Origin of the sequence: Candidatus Methanosphaera massiliense (assembly GCF_028890305.1) — an archaeon.
Classification (GTDB): domain Archaea; phylum Methanobacteriota; class Methanobacteria; order Methanobacteriales; family Methanobacteriaceae; genus Methanosphaera; species Methanosphaera massiliense.
Genome location: NZ_JARBXM010000001.1, coordinates 1,567,377 through 1,581,465 on the forward strand (window position 1 = coordinate 1,567,377; position 14,089 = coordinate 1,581,465).

A 14,089-nucleotide genomic window follows, 5' to 3' on the forward strand; every position below is an offset into this window, starting at 1 on the left:
CACCATTAACATAGTGGAGTGTTATTTATGGATGATAGACAAAGATTAGAACAAATGGTTACAGAAATTAATCAATTACAAAAACAGGGCGAAACAATCGCCCAACAACTTGAACAGCTAAATGCATCATTAGCTGATATTAGATCTGCTTACGATGCTGTTGATAACATGGCTGGCTCAGTAGGTAAAGAAACATTATTACCAATTGGTGCTGGATGTTTTGTTAAAGCAGAACTTAAATCTGAAGATGTTATAGTAGGAGTAGGTTCTAGCGTAGCAATCAAAAAAACAAGAGAAGAAACTTTATCAACACTTAAACAAGATCGTGAAGAAGTAGAAAAACTCATTAAAACATTAACTGAACAATTAGAAAACATTAACAAGTACATTACAGAGAAAAGACCTGAAGCAGAAAAATTAATGAGAGAAACTGGAGTACAACAATAGATTATATTCAGTTAAACACTTTTCTACCCTTCTTTATTTTCACCACCCATAAAAAAGTATTACTTTTAACTCTATTTTATACAATTTTGTAATAACATTATATATTTAATACAACATACATTGTTACTAGATAATAGAACTAGTGATTATTATGTTTGATAAAATTAATAAAGAAATAAAAAACTTCATAAAATATTCAATTAATGAAGATAAAAAAGAAAAAAAGGATGATGAAGAGGAGTACATACCTAAATGCAGATGTTAAGTATGATACATATCTGTCTACTTTGAAATTTATTATTGTCTTCTTCTCTCTTTTTCTAATTTACCTTTAACCCCTTTAATATAATTAATTTGTTTCTTAAATACCATCTAAAATGATTACTTTTTTTATAAATGAATTACATAAAAATAAATAACTAACTATCCACCAAAAAAAAAACAAAATAAGGAAAGTGAAAAATTTGTTTGATTTTCTACGAAAGAGGTTAAATAAAACTATAAAAGATGCATCAGATTCAATACCTGAAGAAGAGTTAGAACAAGAAAATACTGAAAATAATGTTGAAGAACAAGAAACTATGAATAAAGGAGAATCTACAGAAAAAGTAGAAGAATCTAAACAAGATAATTCTGATGAATCAATTGACGAATCCAGTGATGAAAAAACAGAGGATAAAGAGGAAAAAAACGAAAAAGAAGAATCTGAAGATAAAAAGGAAAATAAAAGTCGTTTTGGATTCTTACACCGAAATAAAAATAAAGAAGATTCTGAAAAAGAAGAAAAAAAAGAAGAATCTGAATCCCCTGAAGAACCAGTTAATGATAAAAAAGAATCAGTTGAAGAAGAAAAGTCTTCTGATGACAAAAAAGAAATCATCGAAACTAGTGAAGAGCCAATAGAAAACAAGGAAGAAGAAAAGGAAAATAAAAAAGAAAATAAAAGTCATTTCGGATTCTTACATAGAAACAAAGACAAAGATAATTCAGAAAAAGAAGAAAAAGAAGAAGATAACAAAGACGAAGATGAAGATAACGATAAAGAAGATGAAGAGGATTCATTAAAATATGATGGTGAACAAGAAGGTGGAACATTCTCATTCATCACTAAGAAAACAATATCCGAAGATGACATTGATGATATTCTTGAAGACCTGGAATTATCATTAATTGAAGGTGATGTAGCATTTGATGTTGCTGATAAAATAGTAGAATCAATGAAAGAGGACCTTGTTGGTAGAAAAATAAAACGTCGAGGAGATATGGAATTATTCACTACTAATGCTCTTAAAAAGGCTATAACTGAAATTATAGATAATGGTTCATATGATTTATTAGCAGATATTGAAGCATCAAAACAAAAAGGCGAACCATACAAAATCATGTTTGTCGGTATTAACGGTACAGGAAAAACAACAACTATTGCAAAATTAGCAAGGTATCTTGAGAAGAACGGATACTCCTCAGTATTTGGTGCATCTGATACATTCAGAGCAGGAGCTATAGAACAATTAGAACATCATGCAAATAATCTTAACATGAAAATAATTAAACACGAACGTAACTCTGACCCAGCAGCAGTAGCATATGATGCTGTCGAACATGCACGGGCAACACATAAAGATGTTGTATTAATTGATACATCAGGACGTATGCAGACAAATGTTAACCTCATGGATGAAATGAAGAAAATTAAAAGAGTATCTCAACCAGATATTGTTATCTATGTTGGTGATGCTTTAATGGGTAATGATGCTACAGAACAAGCAACTAAGTTTAATGAAGTAATTGATATTGATGGTATCATATTAACCAAGGCAGATGCTGATGCTAAAGGTGGAGCAGCTCTATCTATAGGTCATGTTATTCATAAACCTATATTATTCATTGGTACTGGTCAATCATATGATGATTTAATGGAATTTAAACCAGAATGGATGATTAATCAAATATTTGATGAAAAAGCTGAAGCTTAAACAATAAGTATATATTTCTCCTCCACAATCTTTTTATTAATATTTTTTTTAATATAATGTCTATTATCTTTATTTATAGAAAAAAATTAGTTAATTTTATATGCATTTCAGTGTTAGAAAATTAGTAGTTTAATAAAAAAAATAGTAAATAGTGGGAAAAGATTAGATTATAATCTTGTTCCACCATATACTGCATTAGCATAGTATTTCCAAATTACATCTATCTGTTCGAATCCTACTTCTTCTAATAGTTTAATATGAGTTACTAATGTTGATGGTACATCATTGTTTTCTCTGTCTTGTTTATGACTTGTTTTTTGTTCATTTGATACTCCATGTTCTTCCATATATTTATCATTCATTTTCTCATTGAGTATTTGATTATATTCACTGTTAGGTTTTATAACATCTGCATTATAGAATACTCCACCAACATTTAAAGCATCATAGATGTGTTGATACATTTCTTTTTTCTCTTCATCGGATGGTATATGATGTAATGCTAATGATGATATAATTGCATCATACTTATCGATTATATCTACAATTGTAAAGTCACCATTTACATATTCAATATTATCATAATCTGATAATTTTTCCTTTGCAATATCTATCATTTTATCAGATACATCTAAACAGGTAATTTTTGCATCTGGAAATCTTTTTAGAACTTTTTCTGTAATATTACCTGTTCCACATCCAAGATCTAAAACTCTTGGACTTTTCTGATCAGGTATAGCATTTATTAATGCATCTGTCATTTCATCATAGTTTACTAACGTCTTTGTAATTAAATTATCATATTCATCTGCTGCTTGGTTAAAATGTTCTCTTAAGTCAGACATGTTCTTCAAGTTCTCCTATTAGTTAGTTCTTAAAATAATTGTATTAATGTATATTGTATTTAATTCCACATTTTATGTGGATGAACATTTCTTATCTATATTATTATACTTCTATTACAATGTATAAGTATGTTTTTTCTACTTTATATTATTCTTGAAATTGTATTAATTAGGATTATCTTTACCCTATTAATAATCGAATAAAATATGATTAGACATGTTCTCTAGAAAATATGAAGAAATCTTAAAAAATAAACCATTATAAAAATCTATAAATGAAATAAAAACATGTTTATTATATGCCCCATTCAATAATAGAGATTATCTATTATCTAAAATAACAGGTACACAAGAATTTTTATATCATTATAAACAAATATTTAATTGATTTTAATTTTTAGTTAAATTTAGTTTATTAATTCAATTATGGAGTTATATAATATAATGAAAAAAATATTTCAAATAACCATAATACTATTACTACTTTTATGCACAATTTCTGCTGTATCAGCAGATAATTTAGAAAATTCTAGTAATATGAATAAAAGTAATTCTGATATTTCAAGTTATGAAAAAATTAATTTGGAAGATACTGAGGATTTAAATAGTAATATGCCTATTAGAGAAATCTCAAATAAAGATAGTAAATATTTTCATGATGAAAATTTCAAAGATAATTCATTTTCAAATTATGAAAAAGATAATAATACTTCAAAAAACATTAAAATAAATAAGACAAATAATAACAAGACAAATAGTAATTCAAATATTACACGTAATTCTAATAATGCACCTAACGTTGTAGTTCATGAAGTTAGTGAAATAAGAAACAATACGCTTAATATTACAATGTCCAGTAATGTAGAAGGTACCATCTATTATACTCGTAATGGATCAACACCAACTAAAAATAGCCGTGTGTATACCAATGGACAAGTATTAAAGATATATGTGAAAACTCAAATTAAAGCAATAGTTATTACTAAAACAGGAATAACATCCACACCTATAAAATATCAATCCGCACAAATAATAACACCTCCTGTTTCTGTAGTTGTTCCTACCACAGATTTAGTCAATAATAGACAAAATATAACATTTAAGTCAAATTGGAATAATGTGACAATATACTACACTACAGATAGATCAAACCCTAAAAAAAATAACAATAGAATTAAGTATACTAAACCTTTCTATATTACCAGAGATAATACTTTAAACTATTATACAATAGATAATTTAGAAGGATATACTTCCACTGTTTACACATATAAAACACCGAGATACACTGGTCAAAGACCAGTATTAACTGTTTATAATACTACAAAACTATATTCAAACAACCATCAACAGATAATGATACAAAGTAACCAGCCTACAATAATAGAATACTATAGCTACAAAGGAAAAAACAATGCAGTACACAGGAAATATATCTCAGAAATAGATACAACAAACGACACACAATTAATAATAACAGGTAAACATAAAATAACAAGAGAAATGGCATCATCCATTGAATACACGCCAACAAAAGGAACAAGACCAATAACAAATTACACATACACAATATCCATACCCTACCAAAAAATAAATAAAGTTGCTAGTGATCAACTCAAAAGTTATCTAAGATATATGAAAGTACCTGGAGAATAAAGTCTAACAAAAAATCGGAGTTAATTTTGATGAATTTATTGACATTTCTTATTATGATTATACCAGTATTATTTTTAGGTATAGTCAGTCAGGAATATCCAATATTTTTTAGTAGATTGGGTAAAAAGATAGGTGTAAAAGTATATTATGAGGACATTAGTGAAACTTATAAGGATATGTATGTTAATGATCAAATGACAACGGTGGGATATTTATTTGTTTACTCAGTTATTTGTTTGATATTACTTATTATATGGGGAGGATACTACCTGTGCGTAAGAGACAAGGATACGCTCATATTTATACTAATATTAGGATATAGTTTATATATTATTACAATAATATATCTTAGACGCGACGTGTTTGATGTAATGGGCTTACCTGGAAGTATTTATGGTGAAAAACACGTGTTTAAAGGTGGAAAAATATTCAAATATAAACCAGAATATTATTCTATTGACCGTTATATCCTTCTCATCACATTAACTAGTGGTATTCCATTTTTGATGAGTTTAGGAGGTAATATAGCCCTATTTATATGGTCTATTATTATTACTACATTATTCTTATTTCCAGATAAACTTCAAAGAGTTTCACCTGTTAATTTAAAAACATGGAAGGGATGGTTTTTCTTATTATTATGGAATATTCCATTTTATTTAGTTACATTTAAAATTATATCATTAACTATTTAATAAATAGAAAATCATTAAAAGACAATAAATGTAATTTTAATATTATAATTAGTAAAACTCTAATCAAAAAAAGAGTGATTTAATATAAATCATTGTTAGTAAAAAAGAGAAATATTTTTATATATAATACTACAAGAGAAGCAATAAAATGATAATCATGATTATAAACGTAAATTATTCATATATAAATGTAAATAATGATACCATAGTATATAAAGTGGCAAGTAGTAAACTAAAAGATTTTTTAAGATATATGAATGTATCTGGAGACCCAGAAGCTAAAAAAATAAGTATGGTGATATGATGGATTGGTTATCCTTTCTCATTCTCGTGATTCCCACAGTGATATTAGCTGATATTAATCTAAAACATCCTAAATTTTTTAGTATTCTAGGTGAAATGTGTGGAATAACAGTATATGATATAGATATAGATATACCACACGACCCACAGGAAATTAATTATAATGGGACAAGAATAGGATATTTATTTACGTAGTATATTCTTTAATTATTTTCGTGATAAATATTACAGCGATTTTATTAGGTTTAAACGATCCAATGTTTTACGGTGTTATTTTTTCAAATGCTTATGTAATCTTTCTTATTTTCATAATGTATATTAGGAAGGAGGTGTTTAGTGTTAGAGGATTACCTAAACCTAAATCATATTTAAGTATTTTATTTGAATTTGATTCAAGTCGTTATTCTACAGACAGATATCTCCTTCTTGCCGTGTTAGCAGGAGCTCTACCTGTTTATATAGGTTCTATGAGAAGTTATGCTGGAGGATTTATCTCTCCTTTATTATTATGGGGTATTTTTATATCAGTGATTATGCTTTTTCCTGATGTATGGGACAGGTTGTTTCCTATTGATTTTAAGACATGGAATGGGATAACATTTCTATTCTTCTTGGGTTTTATACTCAATTGCACCATAGGAACATATATTAATTTTCATTAATTCCATACACTCCCCCTACTTTTTTTTATTTTTATCAGCTGTGAAAAAATATTATTCTATATAACGCTATACTATTTCTACGAAAATATTAAAAAAAAGAAAGTTAAATGTGGAGTTTAGTTAAATTAATTCATAGTTTGAGTTTAGTTCTACTACTAATACAATTGCCATTCCTATTATTCCTATGATTATACATATTGGTATTGATGTCATTGGTACTCCTACAATTTCCTGGAGTGGTACTCTCATTGAACCTAGCATTATACCAATAAGTGCTGCAACTGTTGATAATTTATGATTTTCTAATAGATATTTAATTACTCTTGACATTCCCATAAATCCTAGGATAGCTCCCACAATAAACACTATGATATCAGCCATTGCTAGGGTATGTAATGCATTTATCATGTATTCATATTGTCCTAGTAGTAATAGTAATGAAGAGCCTGATATTCCTGGTAGTAACATAGCACATATAGCTATGAATCCTGATACAAATAGAACAGGTAGTGAATGTGCTGTCTGCACTGGATTTAATCCTACAAATACATATCCTAGAATTGCAAATATCACTGTTATTAGTATAACTTTTATGTTAAATGCATCTAATTGTTTATATAATATGTATATTGATGCTAGAATTAATCCTGCAAAAAAGGAATATGTAAATCCTGCGTAATCAGTTAATAAGAAATTAATTATGCCCGCCATGATTATCATAGCTATACCAATACCTAATATTAGAGGTATAAAAAATTCAAAATCTACTTCTTCTAATAACTGGTTCTTAAAACCATTTATATCACCCTTTAATAATGGCTTTAAGAAAAGTAATTTAATATTACTTATTGAACTAATCAACTTATCATATATTCCTGTGATAAGTGCTATTGTTCCACCTGAAATTCCCGGCATGATATCTGATGTACCCATCAATAATCCACGCAGAAATATTTCAAGCATATACTTTAATTCTACCATATATAATTTTTCTCCAAAAGTTTTTAATTCTAAAATAAATCACATCTATAAGAAAATCATATGATATAATTTCATAAATTCATATTTGATGTTAACTTAATAAGAATCGTATTATATATTTAATTTTCAAGAATATAAAGCTTTTCTAATAAAGAATAAGAATAGTCTTTAAAATTAAATATACTTAATTATTATAAGATATTTTACTTAAATACCCCTAAATAATCATTCTATATTCATGAAATATAGTTCATGAAATAAACACTATTTTTTTAATACAGTATTAATAACATGAATATAATAAATAAAAAATATAATATTAACTAATAATGGAGAAATGGTAACATGTTAGGCGAAGAAGAATTACTAAAATTATTTCCAGAATACTCAGATTCAATACAGCCATCAGGCATAGACCTTAAAATGGATAAATTATACAAACAAGTAGGATCAGGCTCCCTACTAGACAATCATAAAAATCTCCCCGATCTTAAAGAAGTAGAATGTGAAAATAACATATACACACTAGAGCCTAAAACAGCATACAGCGTCACAATAGAAGGTAAAATTAACATACCAAAAGGTTATACAATGCTATATCTTCCACGTTCAACACTGCTACGCTCATTCGTATCAGTCCATACTGCTGTAGGAGACCCAGGATTCTATGGAACATTACAATTTTTAATAGTAAACAATGGAGAGTATCCATACAAAATAAAAAAAGGTGAACGTATAGCACAGGCCGTAGTATTTCCAGTAAAAGGATCCGGAGAATATAACGGATCATACCAAGAAGAAAAAGGTGAATAAATGAATATAAACATAGCTGAATATTTAGTAAATAAATTAGAGGAGAATGGTGTTAAATACGTGTTCGGTTATCCTGGCGAACAAGTACTGCCCATCTATGAAGCTCTAAGAAAATCAAAAATAAAACATGTGCTTATGAGACATGAACAAGCAGCAGCACATGCGGCTGATGCATATGCTCGTATAACTGGTAATTATGGTGTATGCTTAGCAACAGCTGGTCCTGGAGCAATGAATCTTGTAATGGGTGTATCAGCAGCATATAAGGATAATGTACCATTACTAGTTATTACGGGTGATGTTCCAAAAACTGTGAAAGGACAAGATACATTTCAAGACCTGGACTTAAACTGTGTTTTTAAGCCTATCACCATAAAGTCATTTAATTCTACAACATCAGAGAAAATTGAAAATAACATTAGTGAGATTTTTTCACGTAATAGTGAAGGAATTACTGGACCATATCATCTCAATATTCCGAAAGATGTGCAAAAAAAACAATTAAATATAGACCACAAGGTAATAACTAACCAGAAAATAAAAGCCCCATCAGAATATGATATTAAACATATCCTTAAACTAATAGAAGAATCAAAAAAACCATTAATTATACTAGGTTCTGGAATAATATACTCAGATGCAATAGATGAAGTGAATGAATTTGTTAACAAGACAAAAATACCAGTTACAACAACATACCCTGCAAGAGGTATAATACCAGAAGACAATCCTAAAAATCTAGGATTAATAGGAAACAGAGGAACAGCCAAGGCAAACTATGCCTCAGAAAATGCAGACCTGATAATTGCATTGGCAACAAGATTATGTGACAGAACAATAAGTCATATAAATACTGATAATATAATACAGGTAAACACAAATAAAGAACAAAACAATGCCAAATATTTCTACAATAACAATGTAAATGAATTCCTACACGAACTAAACAAACAAGAACTACCAATAACAGACAATACATGGAAAACACGAATAGACAATCAGAAAGAAAATACAAAGAAAACCTATGCTGAGACTGAATACTTACATCCTGAAAAAGTAGTACAGTCAATTCTGAAAAAAGCAGATGATAATACAACAATTATATTAGATGCTGGAACAACACCAACATACTTCACAATAAATTCAACACTAACAAAACATTCACAGATGCTATTTTCCGGTGGATTAGGACCGATGGGCTACTCATTACCTGCAAGTATTGGAGCATCATTTGCAAGACCAGATGATATAATATTTGCCACTACCGGAGATGGGTCAATACAGATGACTATTCAGGAATTAGCTGTGATAAGTACATATAAACTACCAATAATAATATTTGTAATAAATAATAGTCTATTGGGAATAATAAAACAATGGCAGGACATGGCAGGTATACCAAAGTATCAGGTTGACCTTGATAATCCTGATTTTGTAAAACTAGCCCATGCATATAATATTGAAGCAGATGACATAAAATCATATGACGAATTAGAATCAAAACTAGAAAAAGCTATAAAAGCTAAAAAACCTCATTTATTCAATATAAATGTAGATGATCTTCACATACCTCTACCTTAATATTTTTCATGGTTGAATAATACCATGTGAATACTTTTATAACCTCCCCTAAAAAATAACCTTTATAAATTATAGAAACAATAACTTTACTTATAAACTTTCTTGATTTATAAAATAATTCATTTTTTATTAATGTAGTTAACAGATGAGATTAATGTATGAGAAAATAAAAGATTCATTATACAAGATTAAAACAGAAAGACCTAGTTGTACAAGTTATTTAATATTAGATGATCAGAAGAATATTCTGATTGACCCTGGATTATACCAGAAATATCCTATTCTTAAAGAAAATTTAGAAGAAATAGGTGTTAGTCCGGAAGATATTGATATTGTTCTTAATACCCACGAGCATGCTGATCATATTGGTGCTAACAAATACTTCCAGAATTATAGTATGATTATGGCACATAGATATGCTGCTACTAAAATAATTTATCAAGACAAAGAGATTCTGCATTGTCGTGGAAATGATCATGATTTAAAAGGATATGAGGTACATTCATGGTTAGAAAATAATAGTGTAATAGAATTAGGGGACTGGTTTATAAGAACTATATATACTCCAGGACATACTTCTGGCTGTGTATGTTTCTATGAACCAAGAAAAAGATTATTATTTACTGGTGATACTGTATTTGCTAGAGGCAAAATATCAGATACAGGTACATCAGGCAGTTATGGTGAATATATAAATAGTTTATCTATATTAAGAACATTGAAAGTAGATATGATACTTCCAGGTCATGGCTCAATATCATCCAAAGTAGATGAGGATATTAATGAAGCTATAGATAATGCTAGTAAAAGAAGAGAACGGTCCCTGTAGAACAATAAAAGGAGTTTAGTTTTTAATTAGAATAAGTTATTACACTTTTTCTAATACTATTTTTTTGATAGAATTATTATTTAAGAGCAATATCCATTACAGTGAATTTTTTACCATTTTTTATATTGCCTTCATTTTCAAATCCAACATTTAATGTGAAATTATAATCTTTTTCAACAACATTATCTAATTCATCAAATGCATTGTTAAGTTTTTGATTCATTAATTCATCAATCTTGTCAAATATCATTTTATATGCTTCACAGTGAGGGTCCACACATTTCACTTCATGGTCACTTATTGCAAGAGCATTATATGGACATCCTCCCCTACAGTAATCTATATGTTTACAGTCCTTGCAATCTTCATCAACAAATTCTTTGTATTTGAATAATAATTTTTCTGCCTTACTATTCATTAATTCATCATATGTTGGCTTGTCTGATACATGTCCTATAACATATTCCGGCATGTCCACAAATCTGTAACATGGATAAATACTTCCGTCAGGACCAACTGCAAAAGTACTTCCCATACAATCAACGTATGTGCATACACATCCTCTGCGCATGAATACTCCCCTACATAGATGGTCAATATTCTTCAATTCTATCTGGTCTGCAAGGTCAAGGTATTGATCTAATAAGTATAATAAAAGATTACCATAATCTTCTGGTTCCAATGCAAAATTATCACTCTTATGACTCTTAATAGAAGGTAATGCTGGATGAATTTTCATGTTAAATCCATTATCCTTGAAAAAGTTGAATATCTCCTCCTTACGTGTGATAGAATAATTAGTAAATGTACTAATAAAACTTACACGTAGACCATGCTTTCTTGCTATTTCATACCCCTTTAATGTCTTCTCATAATAACCTGGTCCTCTCTGAATATCATTTAAATCCTTTGGACCATCAAGACTACTGCCTACGGGAATCTCATATTGTTTAAATAATTCTGCAATATCATCATCCATCAGCCATAAGTTAGTCTGTATTGCAAATGCTGGATATAAGAAATCTAGTTCTGTAGCTATTTTATTTAATGCATGTTTATAGAAATCATAACCTGCTAGTAAGGGTTCACCTCCATGGAAGGTGAATGTAACAGGTTCTTTCTTAAAATCTTTTAACCATTCAACAGTATCATCAATAGTTTTATCTGACATGACTAGTGATGTTGTTTCAGAACTCCAGCAGTAGCTACAATTTGCTGGACATCCCATTGTTGGTATTATCATTACATGCATGTGTTCACTCTCCTAAATAATATTACCACGTTTATTCTTCTAGGTAATAATATTCTCCTTTTTCTTTCTGTTCACGATCTAGGTAGCTGTCCGTCTTGTTTACTCTTGGTCTGTTAGTTTCTTTATCACGTCTGAATGTTATTTCTACATCTGATAGGAATTTATTCATTGCATCACGTAGGTTTATCGGAGCTGTTGCATGACCCTTACTACTTGGTTCTCCATAAAATACCATTGCTCTGTCTGATATATAATCTATGAATACTATATCGTGGTCTATGATTATTGCTGATGTATCATCTCTTAGTACTATGTGTTTTATTGCTTTTGCTACTTTTAATCTTTGTTCCACATCAAGGAATGCTGTTGGTTCGTCTAATAGGTATACGTCTGCATCTTGTGATATTGTTACTGCTGTTGCTAATCTTTGTAGTTCTCCACCGGATAGTTTGCTTACTTGTTTATCTAGTATTTTGTTTAGGTCAAATGGTTTTGCTATGTCTGTGTTAAATACGTTTGTTCCATAGCCTTTTGCATACATGTATAGGAAGTCTTGTACTGTTCCTTCGAAGTCGGAGAGTATGTACTGTGGTTTGTATGCTATTTTTATTTCATCTTCCACTTCTCCAGAATCAGGTTCTACCACTCCTGCTAATATCTTTGCATATGTTGTTTTTCCTATACCGTTTGGTCCGAATGCTGTGATTACTTGGCTTTGGTTTATTTCTCCTTTGTCTACTGTTAATTCGAAGTTGTCGTATTTTTTGTGGAAATCTGTGTAGTTTGTTATTGTTTCTGAATCTATTAGTTCGCTTGGTGGTCTTATTTCAAATTCTATTGGTTGTTTTCTGATTCTTATGTTTTCTTCATTTAAAAATCCGTTGATGTATGCATTGATTCCTACTCTTACTCCTCTTAACTTGGATACTACTCCGTATCCTCCTTCTTCACCGTACATTACATGTACATAATCACTCATAGCATCTAATGTTGCAAGGTCGTGTTCTATTACTAGTACACTTCTATTTTCTTCTGTGAGATCTCTTATAACTTCAACTGAGTTTAATCTTTGTTTTACATCTAACCATGATGTTGGTTCATCAATGTAATAGAAATCTGCATCTCTTAATATTGTTGCTGCTATTGCTATTCTCTGTAGTTCTCCACCGGATAGATTTTTAAGTTCACGGTCTAATGTGGATGATAATTCAAGTTTTTCTATTACATCATCCATTTTATTTCTTTCATCCACTCCTTTTAATAGCTCGGATACTTTACCTTTTACTACTTTTGGTAATTGATCCACCATTTGTGGTTTGTATGCTATTTTAAGATCGTTATTACTTAATTTTTTGAAGTAATTTTGTAGTTGTGATCCTTTAAAATGTTCTATTACATTATCCCAACTATTTTCTTCTTCATAGTTTCCAAAGTTTGGTATTATTTGTCCTGATAGTATGTTTAGTATTGTTGATTTTCCTATACCGTTTGGTCCTAATAATCCTACTACTGAACCCTCTTTTATTGTTGGCATACCAAATAATTCAAAACTATTCTGTCCATATCTGTGAATTGGTTCCTCTGTTAATTCTTCCGGCAGATTTATGATATCTATTGCATTGAAGACACATCTATTAACGCAGATTCCACATCCAGAACACAATTCCTCTGATATTAATGGTTTTTTATCTTCTTCACTAATTACTATGGTATCTTCTTCCATTCTTACTCCTGGACAATAGGAGATACATGCATAGTTACATTTTTTTGGTTGACATTTATCTTTTTCTAATATTGCTATTCGACTCAAGAGTATACTCCCTATTATTGTGTTATATTAATAAAAAAAATATTATGATTATTTTATATCAATGTAAATCATTTATTATTATGAGACTTTATATTCAATGATTTATAGTTATATAGTATTTTTGTCTTTGAATGTATATATAATGCATTAATTTATCATGAAGATAGTAGATTTTTTTATTTTTATTTTAATATTCATTTTTTAATCATTGGGAAAATAATACTTTTTATTAAATATTT

The 14,089-nt window shown here is 29.1% G+C and carries 14 protein-coding genes; 10 read left to right on the forward strand and 4 right to left on the reverse strand.

What is annotated here, in order from left to right; genetic code table 11:
* The first annotated feature begins 27 nt into the window (after positions 1-27).
* Positions 28-447, forward strand: a complete 420-nt coding sequence (gene pfdA / locus OTK55_RS07520; protein WP_274871586.1) for a prefoldin subunit alpha — start codon at positions 28-30, stop codon at positions 445-447.
* A 1,154-nt stretch (positions 448-1,601) separates the two neighbouring features.
* On the forward strand, positions 1,602-2,423 hold the full coding sequence (gene ftsY / locus OTK55_RS08630) for a signal recognition particle-docking protein FtsY (protein ID WP_407652440.1): 822 nt from the start codon (positions 1,602-1,604) through the stop codon (positions 2,421-2,423).
* A gap of 167 nt (positions 2,424-2,590) precedes the next feature.
* Here the strand turns inward: ftsY and OTK55_RS07530 are convergent, their stop codons facing one another.
* Positions 2,591-3,268, reverse strand: a complete 678-nt coding sequence (locus tag OTK55_RS07530; RefSeq protein WP_274871588.1) for a class I SAM-dependent methyltransferase — start codon at positions 3,266-3,268, stop codon at positions 2,591-2,593.
* 444 nt (positions 3,269-3,712) lie between these two features.
* On the opposite strand from OTK55_RS07530, the gene OTK55_RS07535 reads away from it, so the two are divergent.
* From OTK55_RS07535 to OTK55_RS07555, 5 genes are all read left to right on the forward strand, one after another.
* Positions 3,713-4,924: a chitobiase/beta-hexosaminidase C-terminal domain-containing protein gene (locus tag OTK55_RS07535; protein ID WP_274871589.1), complete on the forward strand. Its 1,212-nt coding sequence runs from the start codon at positions 3,713-3,715 to the stop codon at positions 4,922-4,924.
* Positions 4,925-4,953: 29 nt separating this feature from the next.
* On the forward strand, positions 4,954-5,619 hold the full coding sequence (locus OTK55_RS07540; RefSeq protein WP_274871590.1) for a hypothetical protein: 666 nt from the start codon (positions 4,954-4,956) through the stop codon (positions 5,617-5,619).
* A 148-nt stretch (positions 5,620-5,767) separates the two neighbouring features.
* On the forward strand, positions 5,768-5,923 hold the full coding sequence (locus OTK55_RS07545; RefSeq protein ID WP_274871591.1) for a hypothetical protein: 156 nt from the start codon (positions 5,768-5,770) through the stop codon (positions 5,921-5,923).
* Entirely contained in the window at positions 5,923-6,117 is a 195-nt protein-coding gene (locus OTK55_RS07550; RefSeq protein ID WP_274871592.1) for a hypothetical protein, read from the forward strand. Before OTK55_RS07545 ends, OTK55_RS07550 begins: the two co-directional genes overlap by 1 nt.
* A 134-nt stretch (positions 6,118-6,251) precedes the next feature.
* Positions 6,252-6,584, forward strand: a complete 333-nt coding sequence (locus OTK55_RS07555) for a hypothetical protein (protein ID WP_274871594.1) — start codon at positions 6,252-6,254, stop codon at positions 6,582-6,584.
* A 120-nt stretch (positions 6,585-6,704) separates the two neighbouring features.
* Here OTK55_RS07555 and OTK55_RS07560 read toward each other — a convergent pair whose 3' ends face one another.
* Positions 6,705-7,517 carry a DUF368 domain-containing protein gene (locus OTK55_RS07560; protein ID WP_274871789.1) on the reverse strand — a complete coding sequence of 271 codons (813 nt, stop codon included), beginning with the start codon at positions 7,515-7,517 and terminating at the stop codon, positions 6,705-6,707.
* A gap of 393 nt (positions 7,518-7,910) precedes the next feature.
* Here OTK55_RS07560 and OTK55_RS07565 point away from each other — a divergent pair, with 393 nt between their 5' ends.
* From OTK55_RS07565 to OTK55_RS07575, 3 genes are all read left to right on the forward strand, one after another.
* Positions 7,911-8,378 (forward strand): dCTP deaminase, encoded by a 468-nt coding sequence (locus OTK55_RS07565; RefSeq protein ID WP_274871595.1) that lies wholly within the window; start codon positions 7,911-7,913, stop codon positions 8,376-8,378.
* Positions 8,379-9,959 carry a thiamine pyrophosphate-binding protein gene (locus tag OTK55_RS07570; protein ID WP_274871596.1) on the forward strand — a complete coding sequence of 527 codons (1,581 nt, stop codon included), beginning with the start codon at positions 8,379-8,381 and terminating at the stop codon, positions 9,957-9,959.
* A gap of 154 nt (positions 9,960-10,113) precedes the next feature.
* Entirely contained in the window at positions 10,114-10,788 is a 675-nt protein-coding gene (locus OTK55_RS07575) for an MBL fold metallo-hydrolase (RefSeq protein WP_274871599.1), read from the forward strand.
* Between the two features lie 76 nt (positions 10,789-10,864).
* On the opposite strand, the gene OTK55_RS07580 is transcribed toward OTK55_RS07575, so the two are convergent.
* The gene (locus OTK55_RS07580) at positions 10,865-12,040 is read right to left on the reverse strand and encodes a TIGR04083 family peptide-modifying radical SAM enzyme (RefSeq protein WP_274871600.1); all 1,176 of its coding nucleotides are present in this window, start codon (positions 12,038-12,040) and stop codon (positions 10,865-10,867) included.
* 31 nt (positions 12,041-12,071) lie between these two features.
* Positions 12,072-13,850 (reverse strand): ribosome biogenesis/translation initiation ATPase RLI, encoded by a 1,779-nt coding sequence (locus OTK55_RS07585; RefSeq protein ID WP_274871601.1) that lies wholly within the window; start codon positions 13,848-13,850, stop codon positions 12,072-12,074.
* Positions 13,851-14,089 lie beyond the last annotated feature (239 nt).